A 22,168-nucleotide genomic window follows, 5' to 3' on the forward strand; every position below is an offset into this window, starting at 1 on the left:
GGGATTGTGCGGATCTCGCTCTCGCCGAGTAATCTGGTGGGCTTCGCTGCGCTCAACCCAACCTACGCGTCCGCAGGCCCATTGCACAGGACTCAGGCCTCGCTGCGCACCCTTTTCACCGCATTCAACCAGCCATGATAGAGCTGCTGGCGATGGGCTTCATCCATCCGCGGTTCGAAGCGCTGCTCGCGGTGCCAGTGGCTGGCGATTTCCTCCAGACTGGCGAACAGTCCCAGCTGCAGGCCGGCCAGATAGGCCACACCCAACGCTGTGGTTTCGGTCACTACCGGGCGTTCCACCGGCACGCCGAGGATGTCGGCGAGAAACTGCATGACCCAGTTATTCACCACCATGCCCCCGTCCACGCGCAACGCACTCGGCGCACTGGCGCCATCGCGGCGCATGGCTTCAAGCAGGTCGCGGGTCTGGTAACACACCGCCTGCAGGCCGGCAGTGACTATCTCCTTGATCCCGGTGTCGCGGGTCAGGCCGAAGATCGCGCCGCGCGCCTTCGGGTCCCAGTACGGCGCACCCAGACCGGTGAAGGCCGGCACCAGATAGACGCCGCAGGCATCGCCGGTCTGCTCGGCCATCGCCTCGCTGTCACTGGCGTGGCTGATCAGCTTGATGCCGTCGCGCAGCCACTGCACGGCCGCACCGGCGACAAAAATACTGCCCTCCACCGCATAGCTGACCTTGCCATTGAGGCGGTAACCAACGGTGGTGAGCAGGCGGTTCTGCGAGGTGACTGGCTGCTCGCCGGTGTTCTGGATCATGAAACAACCGGTGCCATAGGTGCTCTTGACCATGCCCCGGCTGAAGCAGGCCTGCCCAACCAGCGCCGCCTGCTGGTCGCCGGCCATGGCCAGCACCGGAATCGCCGCACCGAGCAACTGCGCATCGGTCACTCCAAAGTCGGCGGCACAGTCGAGCACCTCGGGCAACAAGCTGCGCGGGATATCGAACAACTTGAGCAGTGCGTCATCCCACTGCTGCGTATGAATATTGAACAGCAAGGTGCGCGAGGCATTGGTCGCATCGGTCTTGTGCGAACGCCCTCCGGTCAGGCGCCAGAGCAGGAAGCTGTCCACCGTACCGAAACGCAGTTCACCGCGCTCAGCACGCTCACGGGCGCCGGGCACCTGCTGCAGAATCCAGCGGATCTTGGTCGCGGAAAAATACGGATCAATCAGCAGCCCGGTGCGCGCGGCGACATCGGCTTCATGCCCGGCTGCTTTCAGTTCGGCGCAATAATCGGCGGTGCGGCGGTCCTGCCAGACAATGGCCGGATGAATGGTTGCACCGGTCACGGCATCCCAGATGAGCGTGGTTTCACGCTGATTGGTAATGCCGATGGCGCTTACTTCGCCGGCCGCAAGGCCTTTGTGACGCAACGCCTGCTGGCAGACCAGCAAGGTGCTTTGCCAGATTTCCTCGCCATCGTGCTCGACCCAGCCATCCTTGGGGAAATACTGTTTGAATTCTTGCTGGGCACTGGCCTGAGGCACCCCGTCCGCGTCGAACAGAATGGCGCGGCTGCTGGTGGTGCCCTGGTCGATGGCTAGAAGGTAGCGTGGCATGAACTGTCCCTGTGTGAATGGCAGGCCGCAACCCTAACCGGTTTTACCCGGCTTGGGCAGCCACTTGCTCAGTCAGCCACCTTGAGTGCCGGCGGTTGCCAGGAACCCGCGCCCGGCGGCAGGATCGACGGCGCAGTGGCCCGCGGCCAGTACAGGCGCATGACCAGGTAGATCGGACCGTCCGGTGCCGGCAGCCAGTTGGATTGCCTGGCCTTGCCCGGAGAGTCTTTCTGGATATAAAGCGTCAGTGACCCATCGGGATTTATCTGCATGCCGGGCAGCATGGGGGAATTGATCAGGTAGCGGTTGATCGGGTTCTTGATCAGGAACTGGGTCTTGCCGTCGTACATGGTCACCGACCAGAACGCGTTGACCGGCGGGAACTGGCCCTTGGCAAAGGTCAGTGTGTACTTGTGCTTGCTGCCGTCGAGCACATCGCCGTTGGCCAGCGTCTTGGTCAGCGGATACATCGCCTCAACTGCATCGTTGCCGTAGATGCCACCCTTGGCCGCTGCGGCACGCTTGATCCAGTCGCCGCTGTAGAACGCGCGGTCGCCGAACAGCGAGCCAACCGACCAGCCGTTGATGTTCTTCATCCCGGCGGCCAGGTACTTGTCGACCTTGCTGTCACCGTCCTTCATCGCCAGCACGATGGCCGCCTTGTGCTCAAGCGAGAGGTCCTTGAAGTTGAACTGCTTGTCCGGGCCGATGCCGATGCTCGCCAGTTTGGCGCGAATCGCCTTTTCCTCAGGGCCGGGCGGCGCGAACTGCAGGGCGAAGTCGAGGTACTCGAAGAAATTGGTCTTGACCAAGTCCTTGTCGATCTTCGGGAAATTGATCGCCGGCGCTGCCGCAGGGGCCGGCTGCTTCAGGTACGCCGATAGCGGCTGCACCTTGTAACCCGCCTGCACCTTCACCACGTTAGGCATGTCCTTGGCGTCGATCAGCTGGGTACGGTACGCGGCCAACGAGAAGTCGGTGGTCGAGTGGAAGACTTTCTTGATGCCAGCTGGTGTTTCGCCCTTCCAGTTGGGCCCGACCACCAGGTAGTCACCCGCTTCACTGCCGGTGGCGCGGCTGCCAATGTAGCCGTAGTTGAAGGTATTGCCGTCGTTGAGCATCACCGAGTAGTAGCGGTGCTTGTCCACCGCCGGCACCGACAGCACCAGCGGCTCGGCACGCAGATCCATCCACAGCAGCGAGTAAGGCGTGTCGCTGTTGGGCGTGATGATGGCCGTGTCCTTATAGGTAAAGACCCGCGCCTCGTTGAAAATCTGGTTGAACGGGGCCTTGTACTGGCCCGAGTTCCTGTCCACCGCATACTCGTACATGACGGCATAGTTCATCACGATCGGCAGACCGTAGATGAAGCCCTCCTCGGCGATGGCCTTGGTCTCCTCGATGCCGGGCACGGTCACCCCGGCCTGGCGATCGGTCTGTTCGGCCTGACTGATGGTGTCACCCGGATGAGTGCAAGCAGAGAGCAACAGCGTGCTGCCCGCCGCGGCCAGCACAAGCCCGGCAAGCCAAGCATTTTTATTCATGGCGCATACCTCGACAGTGGAACGACTGAAGCAATACCCCCGCTCAGGCAGGAGCAACAGGAAGAGCAGCACATCGTCGCCAGACTGATGCCGAGCGAGTCTGAAGGTGGTCAAGGCTGCATTGTAGTGACTGATTTCGCCCCTTCAAGAACCGGCCCAACGGCTTCGGCAGTAGCCCGGTAAACGTACACAAACAACAGGCTGTACAGTGCATCAGCCAGCACCAGCAGCGGCAGGAACCAGCCAAGCACGGCGCCAAACCAGGCGTACCAGACCAGCGCTACCACCGTCAGCTTGCCGGCGACACCCAGCAGGATCAGCGGGCGAAAGCGGCGGATATCCCAGGCGATCAGGGCGTAGAGCACGCCGAACAGCACAATGCTGCAACCCGTCAACTGCATGAACAGGCTGACCAGCGGACTGCCCGCCGCCCCCAGCAGCTCGGTCATGTGCTGCGGCAGCAGCAGGAACGGCACCCCGGCCAGCAGATTGAACAGCGCACCGCTGCCAAATACGCCCATCGACAATCGAGACATCTGCACTTCCTTTTCGGGAATTCCCGAACATTTATAGCCAACCGGCAAACCAACCGACTGTCACAGTTCAAATTAACCAGCTGGATGGCGCAGCGCGCTGAGTCCTTGAAGCCCCTCAACCGCGGCCGATTGGCGCAAAAACACCCCCGGTCAACTGCGCCAGCAGATCCGCTGCCAGTTCCACTTCCAGACCACGCCGCCCGGCACTGACGAACACTGTCGGCCAATCGCGTGCAGCCACATCGATAAAGGTACGCAAGCGCTTCTTCTGCCCCAGCGGGCTGATACCGCCCAACAGATAACCGGTAGAACGTTGCGCTGCCTGCGGATCGGCCATCTCGACCTTCTTCACCCCGGCCGCCTGGGCCAGCGCCTTGAGGTCGAGGCTGCCGGCCACCGGCACCACCGCCACCAGCAGCTCGCCTTTTTCACTGGCGGCCAGCAGCGTCTTGAATACCCGCGCCGGGTCGAGGCCGAGCTTTTCCGCCGCCTCCAGTCCGTAGGAAGCCGCCTTGGGGTCATGCGTGTAGCTGTGCACCTGGTGCGCGGCCTTGGCATTTTTCAGCAGATCAATGGCTGGGGTCATGTTCGAATGTGAAAAAAGGTTGACGTTTTGCGCGTACCATAGCCGAAAATTCGCCGCTCCGCAGCATCCCGTTATAATGCCGCGTCACCCAGAAAGGATCGCCCATGAGCCTCCCTCCCCGCCAGCAAAGCATTCTGGAACACGCCCGCGAACGCGGCTACGTGAGCATCGACGAGCTGACCCAGGCCTTCGCCGTGACCCCGCAAACCATCCGCCGCGACATCAACCAGCTGGCCGCACAGGGCCTGCTGCGGCGCACTCACGGCGGTGCGGCGAGCGCAGCCTCGAGCATCCAGAACACCGCCTACGCGATGCGCGCCGGGCAGATGCGCGAGGAGAAGCAGCGCATAGCCGAAGCCATCGCCGCGCAGATCCCCGACCACGCCTCGCTGTTCATCAACATCGGCACCACCACCGAAGCGATCGCCCGCGCCCTGCTCGGTCACCAGCACCTCAAGATCATCACCAACAACCTGCACGTCGCCGCCCAGCTCAGCGCCAAGGCCGATTTCGAGGTGCTGGTGGCCGGCGGCACGGTGCGCGCCGACGGCGGCGTGGTCGGCCAGAGTGCGGTGGACTTCATCCAGCAGTTTAAGGTTGACTTCGCGCTGGTCGGCATCAGCGGCATCGACGAGGATGGCAGCCTGCTCGACTTCGACTACCAGGAGGTACGGGTTTCCCAGGCGATCATCGACAACGCGCGCCAAGTGCTGCTGGCGGTTGACTCCAGCAAGTTCGGGCGCAATGCCGTGGTGCGCCTGGGTGCACTGGGCCTGGTCGATCAACTGTTTACCGACGCCCCGCCGCCAGCCGCCATCGGCCGCCTGCTCGGCGAGCAGAAGGTCCAGCTGCATATCGTCTGAGGCAGGCCCTGCCCATTTGGAGATTCAAGCCTGCCGGGCTGGCGCAGCGGAGTTTCTTCGAATAGCATATTTTCGGAAACGAACATACCATTGTTCAATATATGACTTCCGGGACTTGCGCCATGCCCAGCAACCAGCCCCATCCGCTCGCCAAAATCCATGACCTGGCCATCATCGGCGGCGGCATCAACGGCGCCGGTATCGCCGCCGATGCCGCCGGCCGCGGGCTGTCGGTATTCCTCTGCGAGATGGACGACCTGGCCAGTCACACCTCCTCGGCCAGCAGCAAGCTGGTGCATGGCGGCTTGCGCTACCTCGAACACTACGAGTTCCGCCTGGTGCGCGAGGCGCTGGCCGAGCGCGAAGTGCTGCTGGCCAAGGCGCCGCACATTGTCCGCCCGTTGCAGTTCATCCTGCCGCACCGCCCGCACCTGCGCCCGGCCTGGATGATTCGTGCCGGGCTGTTTCTCTACGACCATCTGGGCCGGCGCGAGCGCCTGCCGGCCTCGCGCGGCCTGCACTTTGGCCCCGAAAGCCCGCTCAAGCCGAGCATCACCCGCGGTTTCGCCTATGCCGACTGCTGGGTGGATGACGCCCGCCTGGTGCTGCTCAACGCCCTGGCCGCCCATGAAAGCGGCGCGCGCATCGCCACCCGCACGCGTTGCCTGAGTGCCACCCGCCACGCCGAACACTGGCACCTGCAACTGCAGCACGCCGACGGCCGCCGCGAGAACCTGCTGGCCCGGGCCCTGGTAAATGCCAGCGGCCCCTGGGTGGCCAGCTTCATCAAGGAAGGTCTCAGGCAGCATTCCCCCTACGGCATTCGCCTGATCCAGGGCAGCCACCTGATCGTGCCGCGCCTGTACGACGGCGAGCAGGCCTACATCCTGCAGAACGAGGACCGGCGCATCGTCTTCGTCATCCCCTACCTGGAGCGCTTCAGCGTGATCGGCACCACCGACCGCGAATACCACGGTGATCCGGCCCAGGTGAGCATCAGCGAAGAGGAGACCGATTACCTGCTGAACGTGGTCAACGCCCACTTCAAACAGCAAATAACGCGCGGTGACATCCTGCACACCTACTCCGGGGTGCGGCCGCTGTGCGATGACGAGTCCGATGACCCATCGGCAGTAACCCGCGACTACACCCTGTCGCTCTCCGGAAAATCCGGCGAAGCACCGCTGCTCTCGGTGTTCGGCGGCAAACTGACCACCTACCGCAAGCTGGCCGAAGCCGCGCTGGCGCAACTGGCGCCCTGGTTCCCCGGGATGGCCGCTGCCTGGACTGCCGGCGCGCCGCTGCCCGGCGGAGAAAACATGCAGAGTGCCGAACAACTGGCCCGCACCCTCTGCCAGCGCACGCCCTGGTTGCCGGCGACACTGGCCGAGCGCTGGGCGCGCACCTATGGCAGCCGCAGCTGGCAGATACTCGAGGGCCTGCACGGCCTCGACGAACTGGGTGAAGACTTCGGTGGCGGCCTGCACCAACGCGAGGTGGACTATCTATGCCGGGTCGAATGGGCTCTGAGCGCCGAGGACATTCTCTGGCGGCGCACCAAGCTGGGCCTGTTCCTCGATGCCGCGCAGCAGGCGCACCTGCAGGCCAGCCTGGAGAGCCGGGCAGCCGGGGAATGCGCGCATGCCGACGAAAATAGCCGCTGAAACGGCCAAACCATGGCCGATATGAATATCCGTCGTCATCCGGCCAAAACCCAAGGTATTCTTCGGCCCCAGCGTCCTGCCGAGTCAGGCCTACCCCAAACCATAACCATAGGCATCGCTTGATGAACCTGATTAGCACCCTCCGCACCCGCATCAATGGCCGGGTCCTGCCCATGCTGAACTTTCCCAAGCCGTTCTCCTTTGTCGGCGCCGGCTCGTCGCTCTCCCTGTGCCGTGAAATCGCCGGCACCGGGGTCAAGCGCCTGCTGCTGATCACCGACGGCCCGCTGTTCAAGATGGGCCTGGTCGATCCGATCATTGCCGCCCTCAAGGACAGCGGCCTGACCGTCGAGGTCTACAGCGACGTGGTGCCCGACCCGGGCTTCGAGATCGTCATGGCTGGCGTCGAGAAGCTCAAGGCATTCAAGGCCGACGCGGTACTGGCGGTCGGCGGCGGCTCGTCGATCGACTGCGCCAAGGCCATCCTGATGTGCCATGCCAACAACACCCACCCATCGAAACTCACCGGCATCTGGCTGTACGCCGCACCGCGCAAGCGCATCCTGCCGTTCTTTGCCGTACCCACCACGGCCGGCACCGGCTCGGAAGTGACCATTGCCGCGGTGGTTTCCGACAAGGCCGCACAGATCAAGTACGCCATGGTCGACCCGAAGATGGTGCCGTCGATGATCGCCCTCGACCCGAGCCTGATGACCGGCCTGCCGCCCTTCATCACCGCCCCCACCGGCATGGATGCGCTGACCCACGCGGTGGAAGCCTACATCTCCACCATGGCCACCGCGGAAACCGATGAACTGGCGCGCATGGCCACCGCCAGCATCGTGCGCAACCTGCCAACCGCCTACAGCAACGGCAGCGACGTGCAGGTCCGCGAAAGCATGGCGGTCGCCTCGAGCATGGCCGGCCTGGCCTTCACCCGCGCCGGAGTCGGCTATGTGCACGCCTTTGCCCACCAGATGGGCGGCCTGTACCACGTGCCCCACGGGCTGGCCAACGCCATCATCCTGCCGCTGGTGCTGGAGTTCTCCAAGGTCAAGTGCGCGTCCCGCCTGGCCGATCTGGCTCGTGTCAGCGGAATAGGCCAGGAGGGGGACAACGACACCCAACTGGCTGACGCCTTTATCGCGCACATCCGCCAGATGAACGCCGCGATGGACATTCCGCAGACCTTCAAGGACCTCAAGCGCGAGGACTTCGAGAAGATTATCGACCGTGCACTGAGCGAGGCCCACGGCACCTATGGCGTGCCGCGCTACATGAGCCGCGCCGACTCGGCGGAAATGCTCAACAAGCTGCTGGCCTGAGCCGCGGCGCCAGGCAAGCGCAGGGCGCGGGCAACTCGCCGGGGGCAGTGCGCGCTGCCCCTGCCCTGCGGCCTGGCGCCCGTCCATTCAGACTCGACAACCGCTTCTGAATGAGACAGTCTCACCCGGATATTGATCTTCGCGAACTCTATTCACGTTGATCCATTCCCCAGCCCCCGCCAGCGAGACCGTCATGCTCGAGATTCGCCACCTGAAAACCCTGCACGCCCTGCGCGAGTCGGACAGCCTGGTGGAGGCCGCGGAGCGCCTGCACCTGACCCAGTCGGCACTGTCACACCAGTTCAAGGAGCTGGAGAGCCAGCTCGGCCTGCCGCTGTTCGTGCGCAAGACCAAGCCGGTGCGTTTCACCAGCGCCGGCCTGCGCCTGCTGCAACTGGCCGACAGTCTGCTGCCGCAACTGCGCAGCGCCGAGCGCGACCTGGCCCGCCTGAGTGGTGGCACCGCCGGCAGGCTGCACATGGCCATCGAATGCCACAGCTGCTTCCAGTGGCTGATGCCGACCATCGACCAGTTCCGCGATGCCTGGCCGGAAGTCGAGCTGGACCTGGCCTCGGGCTTCTCCTTCGCCCCGCTGCCGGCGCTGGCGCGCGGCGACCTCGACCTGGTGGTGACCTCCGATCCGGTGGAACTGCCCGGCATCACCTATGTGCCGCTGTTCACCTACGAGGCGCTGCTCGCCGTGGCCAACCAGCACCCGCTGGCCGGCAAGGCTTACATCGTGGCTGAGGACCTGGCGCGGGAAACCCTGATCACCTACCCGGTCGAGCGCGACCGGCTGGATATCTTCACCCGTTTCCTTGAGCCGGCGGATGTCGAGCCGGCGCAGATACGCACCGCCGAAATGACCATGATGATGATGCAGCTGGTGGCCAGTGGCCGCGGCGTCTGCTGCCTGCCCAACTGGGCGCTGCACGAATACAGCTCGCGCGGCTACGTGACGGCCAAACGGCTCGGGGAAAAATCCCTGTATGCCACACTGTATGCCGGCATCCGCACCGACATGCTCGATGCGCCGTTCATGCGCGACTTCCTGCTCACCGCCAAGGACACCTCGTTCGCCACCCTCGAAGGCGTCAGCGCCGCACGCGGCTGAAGGAAGTCCCGGCGTTTTCCAGCGTCGGCACAGGCGGCCGGTGGCAGAAAAGCAAAAGCCCGCTGGCTGCGGGCTTTTGCTTTTCCGGGCAGGGTTACTCGCCGCTGTTTGCACCGATCTTGTGCACCGACAGGTCGGCACCGTAATACTCTTCCTCCTGGCTGAGACGGATGCCCACCGCCTTTTTCAGCAGTCCGTAGACCAGGAAACCACCCGCCAGCGCCACCGCGATGCCCAGCGCGGTACCGATCAGCTGGCTGGCCAGGCTGACGCCGCCCATGCCGCCAAGGGCCTGGCTGCCGAAAATCCCGCAGGCGATGCCGCCCCAGGCACCGCACAGGCCGTGCAGCGGCCACACCCCGAGTACGTCATCGACCTTCCACTTGACCTGGGTCGCGGTGAACGCCCAGACAAACAGGGCACCTGCGACGATGCCGGTGGCCAGCGCGCCCAGCGGGTGCATCACGTCGGAGCCGGCACACACCGCCACCAGCCCGGCCAGCGGGCCGTTGTGCAGGAAGCCCGGGTCGTTGCGCCCGATCAGCAGCGCGGTCACCGTGCCGCCGACCATGGCCATCAGCGAGTTGACCGCCACCAGGCCGCTGATGCTGCCCAGCGTCTGCGCACTCATCACGTTGAAGCCGAACCAGCCGACGATGAGGATCCACGAACCCAGCGCGAGGAATGGAATGTTCGATGGCGCGAAGGCCACCAGGCGCCCTTCGCGGTAACGGCCATCGCGCCGGCCGAGCAGGATCACCGCGCCCAGCGCCAGCCAGCCGCCCATCGCATGCACCACCACCGAGCCGGCGAAGTCATGGAAGGCAAAGCCGAAACGCCCGGTCAGCCAGGCCTGGAAGCCGAAGTTGCCGTTCCAGATCAGCCCCTCGAAGAACGGGTAGACGAACGCCACCAGCAACAGCGTGGCGCAGACTTGCGGACCGAAGCGTGCACGCTCGGCAATCCCGCCGGAAATGATCGCCGGGATCGCCGCGGCAAAGGTCAGCAGGAAGAAGAACTTGACCAGCGCATAGCCATTGCCGGCGGTCAGCACCGCCGCCGGTTCGAGGAAGGTCACCCCGTAGGCGATCCAGTAGCCGATGAAGAAATACGCCAGGGTCGAGACGGCGAAGTCGGTCAGAATCTTTGACAGCGCATTGACCTGATTCTTGTGACGCACCGTACCCACTTCAAGGAAGGCAAACCCGGCATGCATGGCCAGCACCATGATGGCGCCGAGCAGGATAAACAGGGTATTGGAGCTGTGGACCAGGGTTTCCACGGCACTATTGAGGTTTTCCATCGCTATGCAGGACTCCGGCTGTCTGGAAATGCACCAAATTTGATCGCGACTCAAGCGAAACGCACCAACGAGAAGCATGAAGGTCGCGAATGAGCAGATTGCATGCGGTATCAAACGCAGCCAAAGCACTGCGAGCAATCCGAACAACAAAATAACCGCTTTATTATCAAATACTTAAGCAACAACGGTGGTTACTGTTTGCGCTGCCGACGCCCCAAATCAGGGCGGCCGGCACGCAAACGCACCACGACACTGCAAGCCCCGTACCAGTCCGCCCGGCCGCGGCCCTGTCTGCCGTGCCCCGGCTGTGTTCCAATCGGCAGTACTGGCCAACCTGCTGACGAGAGCCCCACCCTTGGACTGGCAAACCCTGCTTACCCGCGAACGCCTCGGCAAATCCGTGCACAGCCCGGAAGAGCTGGGCCGCAGCCCGTTCCACAAGGATCACGACCGGATCATCTTCTCCGGCGCCTTCCGCCGCTTGGGGCGCAAGACCCAGGTGCATCCGGTGTCGAGCAACGACCACATCCACACGCGCCTGACCCACTCGCTGGAGGTCAGCTGTGTCGGCCGCTCGCTGGGCATGCGGGTTGGCGAAACCCTGCGCGACGACCTGCCGGACTGGTGCAGCTCGGCCGACCTAGGGGTGATCGTGCAGTCGGCCTGCCTGGCCCACGACATCGGCAACCCGCCGTTCGGCCATTCCGGCGAGGATGCCATCCGCCACTGGTTCACGCAGGCCGCCGACAAGGGCTGGCTGGATGACATGAGTGACGCCGAACGCGGCGACTTTCTCAGCTTCGAGGGCAATGCCCAGGGCTTTCGCGTGCTCACCCAGCTGGAATACCACCAGTTCGATGGCGGCACCCGGCTGACCTACGCGACCCTCGGCACCTACCTGAAATACCCCTGGACCGCCCGCCACGCCGACGCGCTGGGCTACAAGAAGCACAAGTTCGGCTGCTACCAGAGCGAACTGCCGCTGCTCGAGCAGATCGCCCGCAAGCTGCAACTGCCGCTGCTCGAGGCGCAACGCTGGGCGCGCCATCCGCTGGTGTACCTGATGGAGGCGGCGGACGACATCTGCTACGGCCTGATCGACCTGGAGGACGGCCTGGAAATGGAGCTGCTCGACTACCCCGAGGTCGAGGCCCTGCTGCTCGACCTGGTCGGAGACGACCTGCCCGAGACCTATCGCCAGCTCGGCCCGCAGGACTCGCGCCGGCGCAAGCTGGCAATCCTGCGCGGCAAGGCCATCGAGCACCTGACCAATGCCGCCGCCGAAGCCTTCGTCGAGCAGCAGGCCAGCCTGTTGCGCGGCGACCTGCGCGGCGACCTGGTCGAGCACATGCACGGCCCGGCGCAGCGCTGCGTGCAGCAGGCCAAGGGCCTGGCGCGGGAAAAGATCTTCCAGGACAAGCGCAAGACCCTGCACGAGATCGGCGCCTACACCACCCTGGAAATCCTGCTGAACAACTTCTGCGGTGCGGCGCTGGAGCAGCACGGCGGGCGCACCCCCTCGTTCAAGAACCAGCGCATCCTCGACCTGCTCGGCAACAGCGCACCGGACCCGCAGTGGCCGCTGTACCGCTCCTTCCTGCGCATGATCGACTTCATCGCCGGCATGACCGACAGCTACGCCACCGAGATGGCCCGCGAAATGACCGGGCGTTCGAGTCCGGTGTGAGCCAGCCCGGCCTGCATGCAAAAAGGCCCGAACTCGCACGAGTCCGGGCCTTTTTTGCGGCGCAGCCATTCAGCTGCAGCGGATGCTGCGACCGCGAATCAGGCCTGGTTGATGGCGTTGTCCGGGTACCAGACGTCCATCAGCGGACTGATTTCGAAGCTGCTCAGCTCGCTGCGGCCTTTCAGCCAGGCCTCGACGGCGGCGCGCTGTTCGGCGCTGACCGAGCCGCGCTTGCCCAGGCAAACGAAACCGTAGTCATCGCCACCCACGTAGCCCAGGCCGTTGTCGGCGACCATGTCGATGAACTGGTCGAGGAACTCTTCGATGGCCTCATCACTCAGATCATCGGGATAGTTGAGGTTGAGCTCGAAGCCCAGCTCCTGGAATTCATCGACACAGAGTTTCTTGCGCAGACGGCGGGAGCGATTGGTAGCCATGGAAATTTCCTCTTGGATGCTGGATTCAACGATCAGGCCGGCACTTTACCAGCTTCGCTGCCCGCCTGCCCGCCGCGCTTGCCGCTAAATGTGTAGACGACAGGCAGGCCAGCCCGGAAGTCTTGGGGCATAATGCGCGCCTTTTATTGAACCACCCAGCGGGAATCCATCCTCGTGAACAGCCTTTTCAACCTCTCCAGCCTTGCCCGCCCCCTGCGCCATCTGGCCCTGGTCTGCCTGCTGCTGCCCCTTGCCCTGCCGGCCAGCGCCAAGGAAAGCAGCACCCTGCCCGCCAGCGTGCAGAAGGCCTTGAGCGCCAACAAGATTGGCCGCGACTCGCTGGGCGTGATGCTGGTACCCATGAACGGCGGCGCCACCTCGACCGTGATCAACCCCGACACGCCGATGAACCCGGCCTCGACCATGAAACTGATCACCACCTGGGCGGCGCTGGAACTGCTCGGCCCGACCTATCAGTGGAAAACCGAGTTCTACAGCGACGGCGTACTGCGCGACGGCGTGCTCAACGGCAACCTGTACCTGAAGGGTGGCGGCGATCCCAAGCTGAACATGGAAAAACTCTGGCTGCTGATGCGCGACCTGCGGGCCAACGGCGTGCACCAGATCACCGGCGACCTGGTGCTGGATCGCAGCTACCTGATCCAGCCCGTCCAGCCCGAGTTCAAGGACGATGGCGGCGACAAGAACAAAACCTTCCTGGTCGGCCCGGATTCGCTGCTGGTCAATCTGAAGGCGGTGCGTTTCATTGCCCGTGCCGATTCGGGCAAGGTCGAGGTGGCGGTCGAGCCGCCGATTGCCAATATCCGCATCGACAACCGCGTCAAGCTGCTGAAGGCGGCCAAGTGCCCGGGCTGGCCGGACGTGCGCTACAACCCGGTCAGCGAGTTCGACGGCATCACGGTGATCGTCAGCGGCAAGCTGAATGCCGGCTGCAGCTCGCAGACCTATATCTCGTTGTTCGATCATCCCGCTTATGCCGCCGGTGCGGTACGCGCGATCTGGCAGGAACTGGGCGGCAAGATCCTCGGCAAGGATCGCCTCGGCGAGGTGCCGAAGCAGGCGCGCCTGCTGGTCCGCGCCTATTCGCCGGACCTGGTCGAGATCATTCGCGACATCAACAAGTACAGCAACAACACCATGGCCCAGCAGCTGTTCCTCAGCATCGGCGCGCAATTTCGCAGCGGCGCCGACCGCGACGACGCCCAGGCGGCGCAGCGGGTGATCAAGCAGCTCATGACGCGCAAGGGCATCACGCCCTCGGCGCTGGTGATGGAAAACGGCTCCGGCCTGTCGCGCAACGAACGCATCTCGGCGCGCGAGATGTCGCAGGTGCTGCAGGCGGCCTGGAACGGCCCCTACGCAGCGGAGTTCGCTTCCTCCCTGCCGCTGGTGGGGATGGACGGCACCATGCGCAAGCGCCTGCGCAATACCGCCCTGCGCGGCCAGGCGCATATCAAGACCGGCACCCTGAATACCGTGCGCGCGATTGCCGGCTTCAGCCGTGACCGCAAGGGCCAGACCTGGGCCGTGGTGGCGCTGCTCAACGACCCGCGACCGTGGGGCGCCTCGGCGATTCTCGACCAGTTCCTGATCGACCTGTACAACCAGCCGAAGTAGCCGTGGGCTGGCGGGGCGGCTTTCGCAACATCTCTGGATAACGACGGGTGTTGTTGAGCTGGCTCCGAGCAAGCGTGCCGCGCTTTCTCGGCACGGAACACAGTTTTTCACCCCGCCGGGCGCAACCAATACGCTGAGCCAACCGCGATAAGCAGCCCGGCACTGGCCAATTTAACGGAAGCGGATTGCCAATCCCTGGCTAACGAACCCTCTCTACCCGCAACTCAGCCCTTGGCCGCCTTCTCGCGCATGCGCGTGGCCATCTGCGCCATCTCGTCGTACAGCGCCTGCGGATTCTGCTGCTTGAGCTTCCAGGCCATACGCCCCTGCTCGTGCGGCAGGATCATGAACTCGCCGGCCGCCACCTGCTGGAAAATGTAATCGGCAATGAACTCGGCATTGATCGGCGAGGACTCCAGCAGCTTGCCGACCTGCGCTTTCATCTGCTGGTTCGGCCCGTGGAAGGAATCCATCAGGTTGGTCTGGAAGAATGACGGGCAGACCACATGCACGCCAATCTGCTCCTGGCGCAGCTCCGCCAGCAGGCTTTCCGAGAGGGCCACCACCCCGGCCTTGGCCACGTTGTAGTTGCTCATTGCCGGGCCCTGCATCAGCGCGGCCATCGAGGCGATGTTGATGATCTTGCCGTGGCTCTTCTGCAACAGCGGCAGGAAGGCCTTGCAGCCCTTGACCACGCCCATCAGGTTGATCGAGATCTGCCAGTCCCAGTCTTCCAGGGTCAGGTCGCTGAAGAAGCCACCGGAGGCGACACCGGCATTGTTGACGATCACGTCGATACCGCCCAGACGCTCTTCACAGGCCTGGGCAAAGGCGGTCAGCTGGCTGTAGTCGCGCACATCGCAGCGCAGGGTGAAACCGTCGCCGCCGACTTCACGCACCAGCCTGAGGGTTTCCGCCAGCCCGGCATCGTTGACATCCGACAGCGCCAGCTGCCAGCCCTCGCGCGCCCAGCGCAAGGCAATTTCGCGGCCCAGGCCGGAGCCTGCGCCTGTGATCATGATGCGGTTTTGCATGGTGGTTCTGCCTCGGGTCACGGAATGATGGGCAGAGTGTAATCAAGGACGGTGGCGCACCGAGGGATCATCAGGCTGCTGAATGCCCGCGGCTAAGCCATGGGTACCAGGATGTGCTGGGCGGCTAGTGCATTGCCTGCGTCCATTAGCGCAGCCGCTGACACTGGTCTACTGTAGAGCGGCCACCTCCCCGCACCTCAATGACGCCAGACAAGTTGCACACTTTGCGTGGGCAACTGCTAAAGGAGCAAACAATGAACGACGCCGACCGGGTCAAATACCTGCGCATCGCCCTGATTGCCGTAGGGCTTACCTTCACGTTCGGCATCTGGCCGCTGACCATCATCTGGCCCTCAGGCTGGTCGTGGCATGCCGAAGGGCGGTCGTACTACCTCGAGATGATTCTCGCCGTGTACGCCACCCTGGGAATTTTCCTGCTGCTCGCCGCCCGCAACCCTCTGGCCAACCGCAGCCTGATCTGGTTTACCGTCTGGTCAAGCATTGTCCACGCCGCCGTCATGACGGTGCAATCGTTCGACGGCGGCCACAATATGGGACATCTATGGGGTGACGTGCTGGCGCTGTTCGGCGTGGCGGCGGTGCTTGCACTGCTGATGCCGCGCGCCAACCCGGCGACGTAACTGACTGCACCATCAGTCCGGCGTGTAGTCGAACTTCTGTCCGCCGATCGAGGCTTCGTACATCAGGCCACCCTTGGCCAGGGTGAACACCACCATGTCGTTGACCCAGCGCGCCACGCCCTTGGTCTCTCCCGCACCGGCCGAAGCACCCGTCGTGCCGGCTCCGGCGCTGGCACCGTAGGTCAGGGCGACAGCGGTGGCGTCGGCGCCGAACTCGAAGCCACCCTTGGTGAAGGTGTCGTAGGCAGCCTTGGTCTTGAACAGGATCAACTGGCTGTAGACCTGGCCGCCAAGTTGCAGGCCGATGGTCACCTGGCCCATGTCGACGCTGCCCTTGCGCGCGCCGCCGGCATACACGCAACCTTCGCCATAGGCGCCGCCCAGGCCGATGCCGGCCTTGCCAATCGTTGGCAGTACGGCCATGCCATAGGACTCGGCGATGAATTTGCTGGTATCACCCAGGCCCTTGAACTGCTTGAGGGTGGCCTGGCACTCCTCGTTGCTGGCGGCAAAACCCGCCGAGGCAAACGTGACGGCGAGCAGCAACCCGCAGATGTGGATGAATTGCTTGAGCATGACAACCTCCTGCAAGGACTGGACGAATGATCACCGCAGCGATCGACGGTGAGCTTCTGGCTGCAGCAGCACTTGCCAGAAAAGGATAGCAGAGGCAGCTCTGGCGCAACTGCAGTGGCGGCAGACTGCGCCGGACTTTGTGGCAACCCCGGGGCTCGGCCCCGGACCGTCTGCCCAGCAGGCGCTGCCCGGAGCAGGTGCCATCCCGCGCGGTTGGCGCCTTACTTCAACAAGCGTGTGTCGAGTACTGCCGAACTGCGCCCCAGGATATTTTCACTGATGTCGATGAAATCCTTGGTACTGGCTGTTTCCAGGCGCATCAGGCCGCGGGTGACATCGTCCAGCGAGCGCTGGTTGCCGGTCTGCTCGCGGATCTCCTGGTCGAGTTCCTGCAGCAGCAGGACAGCGCGGGCGGTGACTGGCCCGGAGGAGCTGGATCCACGCAGCGTTTTGACGCCCTTGGACCAGGTCTGCAGCTTGCTGCGGATCGCCTGATAGCGGTATTCGCTCATGCCCCCGGCGCGGCGCACCAGTTCGATGGCATAGAACTCGGCGAGGCCTTCGCTGATCCAGTCACTGTTGTCACGGTCACGGATCCGGGTAAACACGTGGGTCAGCTCGTGCACCAGCGAACTGGTGCCGTTCTCGCTGACCAGCGGGCGGGCGGCATGCATGAACAGGGAGTTGGGCGCGGACAGGCCGCCACGCCACATCGGATCATTGGCGCCGACCACCAGCAGCTTGGCCGGTTGGCGCTGAAACGCCTCCTGCGCCTGCGGCCAGACGAAGCTCAGCAGGGTGAGGATATCCATGCGCCGCATGCCTTCGCCGATCGGTGCGGCAACGCTGACACTGGCATCACCCAGCTGGTCGCGGCGACTGCCGATCTTGCCGGCGATGATCCAGCCGGTCGGACGGTCGAACTTGCGTGACGGGTTGTTGATGCGGAAGCGGTTCTTGCCTACCCGCGGCCAGCCGGTTTCCACGCTTTTCCAGGTGGGCGGCAGTTCAAATTGCAGGTAGGTCTGCAGTTCGATGGTGCTTTCATGAACCACTTTCGCACTGGGAATCAGGTCGTCGCCGCGCAACAGCGCCCAGTCGGGAGTGATGCGCGCGTCGAAGCGGCCATTGTCGCGCGGATGATCGATCTTCACCCGGTAGCTCAACGCACCCTTGCCCGTGCCCTTGCCCGGGGTCCACAACATCTGGCCGGCCTGTTCGCTGAGCGTGCCGGTGCCTTTGAAATCGCTGTAGTAACCCTTGTCACCGAGATCGAACAGCAGGCTGATGAGCGCCGCGTTCTCGGCCAGGCGCAGGCTTACTGCCGCCTCGCCGCTTTGCGGCAGGAAACTCACCTGGTACTCCAGGGTGACGCGCTGCTTCTTCTCGGCCAGGGCCGGATTGGCGAGGACGCTCAGGGCGAGCAGCAGCAGGGTCAGGCTTCGGAACAAAGGCATGGGCACGGCCTCAGGCAGAAAAATTCAAGTGGGCTGGATGATACGCCGTCAGGCAACATTCAGCCGGCGCGGAAGATCAGATGTTCTTCCCAGTCATCCTCGGCCACGCTGTCCTCGCTGAGCATGCGCCCGGCCTGGGAAATGCCGGCAGCGTGCACCGCCTGGCGGTCGCCGCAAACCAGATGGTGCCAGGGCGGCAGGTCAACGCCCTCGCTGACCAGCCGGTAGGCGCAGGTCGGCGGCAGCCAGCGGAACTCTTCGGCCTGCCCCGGACTGAGCTGGATGCAGTCCGGCACGAACTGCCGCCGGTCCGGGTAGTTGGTGCAGCGACAGGTCTCGCGATCCAGCAGTTTGCAGGCAATCCGCGTGTAGTAGACGCTGCCGTCATCCTCGTCCTCGAGCTTCTGCAGGCAGCACAGGCCGCAGCCGTCGCACAGCGACTCCCACTCGTCCTGATCCAGCTCGGCGAGGGTCTTGCGCTTCCAGAAGGGTTCGACCTTGGCGGCCATGGTTGCTTACCTCGTTAGCGGCGGGGGCTCACAATTCGCATTGTCCAGCAGGTGCCCGCCCTACAGCGGGTCGTTGCGGCGCAGCAGTTCTTCCGGCAGGTGCTCGATGTACTCGTCCTCGGCCGGCGGCATCTGCAGGTGGTAGCCCTGGGCCTCGAGGTTTTCCAGGACCTTGTGGATGTCTTCCTGAGCCAGCTTGCGCTGCGGGCTGAGGACCAGGTCAAAGGCATGCCGGGGCGTGCCAAACACCGTCAGCAGCGCTTCCGGCACCCGCTTGAGGGCATCTTCCTTGAGCACATACAGGTACATGCCGTTCTTGCGCGAGCTGTGATAGATCGAACAGATTCGTTTCATTGTGCCTCTCCCGCCAGTGCGCCCAGCAGCGCCTGGCCCATCAGTTCCCTCCGCCAGCCGCGCAAGCCCTCAGGCAAGCGATAGGGGCCATGCGGATAGCCGCTTTTGAGCAATTGCTCCAGGTGTTTCTTGCGCAGCATCAGCTCGACCACCATGCCCTGCCGCTCGGCTTCCGCCTGGCCCACCGCACGCAGTTTCTTCAGCAGGTTGCTGGCATCCGCCGGCAAGGGTTCGGGCAGCGGCTCTGGCCAGTCTGCCACCGGAATCTGCCCGGCCGCCTTGATCAGCCGCAGCAGGGTTTCGCCATCCTGGCGCACCGTCCGCGGATGCATGTCCTCGATCTTCGCCAGGTCGGCCAGGTTGTCCGGCTGGGTGCGCGCCAGCGGCCACAGCGAGTGTTCGCGGATCACCCGGTTGCGCGCCTGGTTGCGCTGGCGCGCCTGGCGCTCGCGCCAGGCATACAGTTCGCGCAGCACGGCGAGCTGCTGGCGGGACAGCTTCCAGCCCAGCTTGGACTCGCGATACAGCTCTTCGGGCACGACTTCACGGCGCAGGTTGACGATCTGCTCGGCGCCATCCTCCAGCAGCCAGGCCAGCTTGCGCGCGTCGAGCCTGGGCGCCAGAGCGCGGTAAACCTCGGCCAGGTGGATGACATCGGCGGCGGCATACTGCACCTGCAGCTCGCTCAGCGGACGCTGCAGCCAGTCGGAGCGGGTAGCGTCCTTGGGCAGGTCGATGTTCAGCAGCGCCATCACCAGGCGCGAGTAGCCCATGGAAAACCCGAGGTTCAGGTAACCGGCGGCCAGCTGGGTATCGAACAGCGGCGCCGGCAGGCTGCCGGTGAGGTGCTGGAACACTTCGAGGTCTTCGCTGCAGGCGTGCAGCACCTTGACCACGGCCGGGTCTTGCAGCAGTGCGGCAAACGGCGCCCAGTCGGAAATTTCCAGCGGGTCGATCAGGAAGGCACGCTCACCGTCACCGATCTGGATCAGGCCGGCGATCGGGTAGAAGGTGTCGACCCGGGTGAACTCGGTATCCACCGCGACGAACGGCAATTGCCGCCAGGCCGCGCAGTGCCGGGCCAGACTGTCGTTGTCAAGGATCCAGTGTATGTCGATCGGCAAGGGGCTCTCCTCAAAGTGGCCGGCAGTATATCGCGCCCGAGGCCATTGCCGGGCATTGCGGCCTGTCGACTTGTCGGCAGGTACGTGCCGCTCTTATGCTGCCGCCACACCATTGCCATCCTCGAGGAACTCCATGAAAAAGCTGCTGGGTCTGCTGCTGGTCCTGTTTGCCGGCGTTGCCGCGTTTCTTGCACTGACACCCAGCCGGATCGATCCGCTGGCCTGGGATGCGCCCAAGGCCCCGGCGCTGACCGGCGTGATGGAACCCAACGACACGCTGATGAAGGCCGAACTGCTCGGCAAGGGCCAGTTGCATGGCCCGGAAGACACCGCGGTGGATGCCCGGGGCCGGGTCTACGGCAGCCAGCAGGACGGGCGCATCGCGCGCATTGCCGCCGACGGCAGCGTAGAGACTTTCGCCGACACCGGGGGTCGCCCGCTGGGCATGGACTTCGATGCCAGCGGCAACCTGATCGTCGCCGATGCCTCCAAGGGCCTGCTGAGCATCGACCCGCAAGGCCAGATCCGCGTGCTCAGCACGCAAGCCGGCGGTGTGCCGTTCAAGTTCACCGATGACCTGGACATCGCCAGCGACGGGCGCATCTATTTCTCCGATGCCTCGGACAAGTTCGACCAGCCGGACTACATGCTCGACCTGCTCGAGGCACGCCCGCATGGCCGCCTGTTGCGCTATGACCCGGCCAGCGGCCAGACCGAGGTGCTGCTCGACGACCTCTACTTCGCCAATGGCGTGGCGCTGTCGCAGCACGAGGACTTCGTGCTGGTCAACGAGACCTACCGCTACCGCATCACCCGCTACTGGCTCAAGGGCGAGCGCGCCGGCAGCCACGAAGTGTTCATCGACAATCTGCCGGGGATGCCGGACAACCTGCAGGGCGACCGCGCCGGCACCTTCTGGGTGGCCCTGCCCTCGCCGCGCAAGGATGACGCCGACCTGCTGCACCGCTACCCCTGGCTGAAGGCGCAGATCAGCAAGCTGCCACGCGCGTTCTGGCCAAAGGCGACGCCCTACGGGCTGGTGATTGCCATCGACGAGAACGGCCGGATCATCCGCAGCCTGCATGACAGCAGCGCCACCCACCTGCGCATGATCACCTCGGCCAAACCGGTGGGCGAGTACCTCTACCTGGGCAGCCTGGAAAACGACCGCATCGGCAAGTTGAAGATCCACTGAGGCCGCACCTGGCGGCTCATGCAAGCTGGCAGGCAGCTTCCAGCAGGGCCATGAAGCGCACCGCGGCGGGACTCTGGGTGCGACCGGCGGGTCGCGCCAGGCCCCACTGGCTCAATATCGCCAGGCTGTCGGCGAGCTCCGCCGGCAACAGCGGCTTGAGGTCCACCAGCAGGCCCTGCTCCACCTCGCGGGCCACCGCAATCACCAGGTTGATCAGGATCAGGTCGGATTCCAGGGTCAACCGGCGCAGCATGCCCATGCTGTTGCACTCGATGGCCAGCAGGTTTTCCCGCTGCCGGACGGGGTCGATCAGGCTCGCCATCTGCGGGGCAATCCGGGTCGGCAGTGGCGGGCCGGCGAATTCAAAGGCAGCCAGCCGCTCCCGGCTTACCGGACCCTGCAGCAGCGGGTGACCCGCCCGGCAGAACAACGAGCCTTCACGCGGCAGCAAGCGGGTGATTTCCAGCCCAGGCTGGGCATCCAGCTCCGACACATCGGAGATCAGGAAATCGATGCGCTCGTGCAGCAGGTCATCCACCAGCGAACTCCAGTGACCAACCTGGAAAGTCAACTTCACCTGCGGGTACTGCCGGTGAAAGGCCTGGGCGACATCCGGCAGGATGCTTGCCGCCTGGGTCAGGCCGGCACCGACACGCACCTCACCGCCGACCCCGGTCTCGAGAAAGCGGATTTCACGATCCAGGTCGCTGGCCTCGGCGAGGATCCGCCGCCCGCGCTCGATGATGCGCAGGCCGACAGCGGTGGGCTGCACCGAACGGCGGGTGCGGTCGAAGAACGGCACGCCGGCCAACGCTTCGGCCGTCTGGATGCTGCGGCTGAAGGCCGACTGCGTCAGGTGCGCACGCTCTGCCGCGCGACTAAAGTTCAATTCGTCGGCCAGCAACAGCACGTGTTCGAGATGACGCAGGTCCATGGCTGAATACCTTATGTACAGAATGCATTATTAAGAGTTAAAAAATGCATTTTGCGACTTTTTTACC

General features: G+C 64.2%; 21 protein-coding genes. 8 read left to right on the forward strand and 13 right to left on the reverse strand.

Translation table 11 applies throughout. The features are described 5' to 3' along the window. Positions 1-92 precede the first annotated feature (92 nt). The 4 genes from glpK to ybaK all read right to left on the reverse strand — a co-directional run bounded on the left by glpK (position 93) and on the right by ybaK (position 4,246). Positions 93-1,580: a glycerol kinase GlpK gene (gene glpK, locus ISX93_RS04960; protein ID WP_195777593.1), complete on the reverse strand. Its 1,488-nt coding sequence runs from the start codon at positions 1,578-1,580 to the stop codon at positions 93-95. A gap of 68 nt (positions 1,581-1,648) precedes the next feature. Next, positions 1,649-3,124, reverse strand: a complete 1,476-nt coding sequence (locus tag ISX93_RS04965; protein ID WP_195777594.1) for a DUF1254 domain-containing protein — start codon at positions 3,122-3,124, stop codon at positions 1,649-1,651. Between the two features lie 110 nt (positions 3,125-3,234). Further along, positions 3,235-3,660, reverse strand: coding sequence for a hypothetical protein (locus ISX93_RS04970; RefSeq protein WP_195777595.1), 426 nt, complete (start codon positions 3,658-3,660; stop codon positions 3,235-3,237). A gap of 115 nt (positions 3,661-3,775) precedes the next feature. Then, positions 3,776-4,246, reverse strand: a complete 471-nt coding sequence (gene ybaK, locus ISX93_RS04975; protein WP_195777596.1) for a Cys-tRNA(Pro) deacylase — start codon at positions 4,244-4,246, stop codon at positions 3,776-3,778. Positions 4,247-4,350: 104 nt separating this feature from the next. Between ybaK and ISX93_RS04980 the strand changes: the two genes are divergently transcribed. From ISX93_RS04980 to metR, 4 genes are all read left to right on the forward strand, one after another. After that, positions 4,351-5,109: a DeoR/GlpR family DNA-binding transcription regulator gene (locus ISX93_RS04980; protein WP_195777597.1), complete on the forward strand. Its 759-nt coding sequence runs from the start codon at positions 4,351-4,353 to the stop codon at positions 5,107-5,109. Positions 5,110-5,231: 122 nt separating this feature from the next. After that, positions 5,232-6,773 carry a glycerol-3-phosphate dehydrogenase gene (gene glpD / locus ISX93_RS04985; protein WP_195777598.1) on the forward strand — a complete coding sequence of 514 codons (1,542 nt, stop codon included), beginning with the start codon at positions 5,232-5,234 and terminating at the stop codon, positions 6,771-6,773. 122 nt (positions 6,774-6,895) lie between these two features. Next, positions 6,896-8,098, forward strand: coding sequence for an iron-containing alcohol dehydrogenase (locus tag ISX93_RS04990; RefSeq protein ID WP_195777599.1), 1,203 nt, complete (start codon positions 6,896-6,898; stop codon positions 8,096-8,098). Positions 8,099-8,291: 193 nt separating this feature from the next. Then, complete coding sequence (metR, locus tag ISX93_RS04995) at positions 8,292-9,212, forward strand: transcriptional regulator MetR (protein ID WP_195777600.1); 921 nt, start codon at positions 8,292-8,294, stop codon at positions 9,210-9,212. Between the two features lie 94 nt (positions 9,213-9,306). Here the strand turns inward: metR and ISX93_RS05000 are convergent, their stop codons facing one another. Then, positions 9,307-10,515, reverse strand: coding sequence for an ammonium transporter (locus ISX93_RS05000; protein ID WP_219840989.1), 1,209 nt, complete (start codon positions 10,513-10,515; stop codon positions 9,307-9,309). A gap of 355 nt (positions 10,516-10,870) precedes the next feature. Between ISX93_RS05000 and ISX93_RS05005 the strand changes: the two genes are divergently transcribed. After that, positions 10,871-12,202: a deoxyguanosinetriphosphate triphosphohydrolase gene (locus ISX93_RS05005; RefSeq protein WP_195777602.1), complete on the forward strand. Its 1,332-nt coding sequence runs from the start codon at positions 10,871-10,873 to the stop codon at positions 12,200-12,202. 98 nt (positions 12,203-12,300) lie between these two features. Here ISX93_RS05005 and ISX93_RS05010 read toward each other — a convergent pair whose 3' ends face one another. Beyond that, positions 12,301-12,639: a YggL family protein gene (locus ISX93_RS05010; protein WP_195777603.1), complete on the reverse strand. Its 339-nt coding sequence runs from the start codon at positions 12,637-12,639 to the stop codon at positions 12,301-12,303. A gap of 174 nt (positions 12,640-12,813) precedes the next feature. Between ISX93_RS05010 and dacB the strand changes: the two genes are divergently transcribed. Next, on the forward strand, positions 12,814-14,277 hold the full coding sequence (dacB, locus tag ISX93_RS05015) for a D-alanyl-D-alanine carboxypeptidase/D-alanyl-D-alanine endopeptidase (protein WP_195777604.1): 1,464 nt from the start codon (positions 12,814-12,816) through the stop codon (positions 14,275-14,277). 224 nt (positions 14,278-14,501) lie between these two features. Here the strand turns inward: dacB and ISX93_RS05020 are convergent, their stop codons facing one another. Next, positions 14,502-15,311 (reverse strand): SDR family oxidoreductase, encoded by an 810-nt coding sequence (locus ISX93_RS05020; RefSeq protein ID WP_195777605.1) that lies wholly within the window; start codon positions 15,309-15,311, stop codon positions 14,502-14,504. Between the two features lie 254 nt (positions 15,312-15,565). Here ISX93_RS05020 and ISX93_RS05025 point away from each other — a divergent pair, with 254 nt between their 5' ends. Next, complete coding sequence (locus tag ISX93_RS05025; RefSeq protein WP_195777606.1) at positions 15,566-15,952, forward strand: DUF6632 domain-containing protein; 387 nt, start codon at positions 15,566-15,568, stop codon at positions 15,950-15,952. 12 nt (positions 15,953-15,964) lie between these two features. On the opposite strand, the gene ISX93_RS05030 is transcribed toward ISX93_RS05025, so the two are convergent. The 5 genes from ISX93_RS05030 to rnd all read right to left on the reverse strand — a co-directional run bounded on the left by ISX93_RS05030 (position 15,965) and on the right by rnd (position 19,972). After that, on the reverse strand, positions 15,965-16,528 hold the full coding sequence (locus ISX93_RS05030; RefSeq protein ID WP_195777607.1) for a YSC84-related protein: 564 nt from the start codon (positions 16,526-16,528) through the stop codon (positions 15,965-15,967). Between the two features lie 221 nt (positions 16,529-16,749). Beyond that, a complete protein-coding gene (locus ISX93_RS05035) occupies positions 16,750-17,985 on the reverse strand; it encodes a hypothetical protein (RefSeq protein WP_195777608.1) in 1,236 nt (411 codons plus the stop codon). 59 nt (positions 17,986-18,044) lie between these two features. After that, entirely contained in the window at positions 18,045-18,494 is a 450-nt protein-coding gene (locus tag ISX93_RS05040; RefSeq protein ID WP_195777609.1) for a YcgN family cysteine cluster protein, read from the reverse strand. Between the two features lie 60 nt (positions 18,495-18,554). Beyond that, the gene (locus ISX93_RS05045; RefSeq protein WP_195777610.1) at positions 18,555-18,848 is read right to left on the reverse strand and encodes a YcgL domain-containing protein; all 294 of its coding nucleotides are present in this window, start codon (positions 18,846-18,848) and stop codon (positions 18,555-18,557) included. After that, positions 18,845-19,972: a ribonuclease D gene (gene rnd, locus ISX93_RS05050; RefSeq protein ID WP_195777611.1), complete on the reverse strand. Its 1,128-nt coding sequence runs from the start codon at positions 19,970-19,972 to the stop codon at positions 18,845-18,847. Before rnd ends, ISX93_RS05045 begins: the two co-directional genes overlap by 4 nt. Before the next feature lie 133 nt (positions 19,973-20,105). On the opposite strand from rnd, the gene ISX93_RS05055 reads away from it, so the two are divergent. Continuing rightward, on the forward strand, positions 20,106-21,167 hold the full coding sequence (locus ISX93_RS05055; RefSeq protein ID WP_195777612.1) for an SMP-30/gluconolactonase/LRE family protein: 1,062 nt from the start codon (positions 20,106-20,108) through the stop codon (positions 21,165-21,167). A gap of 16 nt (positions 21,168-21,183) precedes the next feature. Here ISX93_RS05055 and ISX93_RS05060 read toward each other — a convergent pair whose 3' ends face one another. Beyond that, positions 21,184-22,101, reverse strand: coding sequence for a LysR family transcriptional regulator (locus ISX93_RS05060; RefSeq protein WP_195777613.1), 918 nt, complete (start codon positions 22,099-22,101; stop codon positions 21,184-21,186). Positions 22,102-22,168: the final 67 nt, after the last annotated feature.

The sequence above is a fragment of the Pseudomonas sp. N040 genome, from assembly GCF_015637705.1.
In the GTDB taxonomy this organism is placed as follows: Bacteria; Pseudomonadota; Gammaproteobacteria; order Pseudomonadales; family Pseudomonadaceae; genus Aquipseudomonas.

What these genes read in the sequence shown, in the direction of transcription:
- ISX93_RS05040 (WP_195777609.1), bottom strand. Translation starts at nt 18,494, where the DNA reads ATGGCCGCCAAGGTCGAACCCTTCTGGAAGCGCAAGACCCTCGCCGAG.
- ISX93_RS05020 (WP_195777605.1), bottom strand. Translation starts at nt 15,311, where the DNA reads ATGCAAAACCGCATCATGATCACAGGCGCAGGCTCCGGCCTGGGCCGC.
- ISX93_RS04990 (WP_195777599.1), top strand. Translation starts at nt 6,896, where the DNA reads ATGAACCTGATTAGCACCCTCCGCACCCGCATCAATGGCCGGGTCCTG.
- ISX93_RS05030 (WP_195777607.1), bottom strand. Translation starts at nt 16,528, where the DNA reads ATGCTCAAGCAATTCATCCACATCTGCGGGTTGCTGCTCGCCGTCACG.
- ISX93_RS05055 (WP_195777612.1), top strand. Translation starts at nt 20,106, where the DNA reads ATGAAAAAGCTGCTGGGTCTGCTGCTGGTCCTGTTTGCCGGCGTTGCC.
- ISX93_RS05025 (WP_195777606.1), top strand. Translation starts at nt 15,566, where the DNA reads ATGAACGACGCCGACCGGGTCAAATACCTGCGCATCGCCCTGATTGCC.
- metR (WP_195777600.1), top strand. Translation starts at nt 8,292, where the DNA reads ATGCTCGAGATTCGCCACCTGAAAACCCTGCACGCCCTGCGCGAGTCG.
- ISX93_RS05035 (WP_195777608.1), bottom strand. Translation starts at nt 17,985, where the DNA reads ATGCCTTTGTTCCGAAGCCTGACCCTGCTGCTGCTCGCCCTGAGCGTC.
- glpD (WP_195777598.1), top strand. Translation starts at nt 5,232, where the DNA reads ATGCCCAGCAACCAGCCCCATCCGCTCGCCAAAATCCATGACCTGGCC.
- glpK (WP_195777593.1), bottom strand. Translation starts at nt 1,580, where the DNA reads ATGCCACGCTACCTTCTAGCCATCGACCAGGGCACCACCAGCAGCCGC.
- ISX93_RS05000 (WP_219840989.1), bottom strand. Translation starts at nt 10,515, where the DNA reads ATGGAAAACCTCAATAGTGCCGTGGAAACCCTGGTCCACAGCTCCAAT.
- ISX93_RS05060 (WP_195777613.1), bottom strand. Translation starts at nt 22,101, where the DNA reads ATGGACCTGCGTCATCTCGAACACGTGCTGTTGCTGGCCGACGAATTG.
- ISX93_RS05045 (WP_195777610.1), bottom strand. Translation starts at nt 18,848, where the DNA reads ATGAAACGAATCTGTTCGATCTATCACAGCTCGCGCAAGAACGGCATG.
- ISX93_RS05010 (WP_195777603.1), bottom strand. Translation starts at nt 12,639, where the DNA reads ATGGCTACCAATCGCTCCCGCCGTCTGCGCAAGAAACTCTGTGTCGAT.
- ISX93_RS04965 (WP_195777594.1), bottom strand. Translation starts at nt 3,124, where the DNA reads ATGAATAAAAATGCTTGGCTTGCCGGGCTTGTGCTGGCCGCGGCGGGC.
- ISX93_RS04970 (WP_195777595.1), bottom strand. Translation starts at nt 3,660, where the DNA reads ATGTCTCGATTGTCGATGGGCGTATTTGGCAGCGGTGCGCTGTTCAAT.
- ybaK (WP_195777596.1), bottom strand. Translation starts at nt 4,246, where the DNA reads ATGACCCCAGCCATTGATCTGCTGAAAAATGCCAAGGCCGCGCACCAG.
- ISX93_RS04980 (WP_195777597.1), top strand. Translation starts at nt 4,351, where the DNA reads ATGAGCCTCCCTCCCCGCCAGCAAAGCATTCTGGAACACGCCCGCGAA.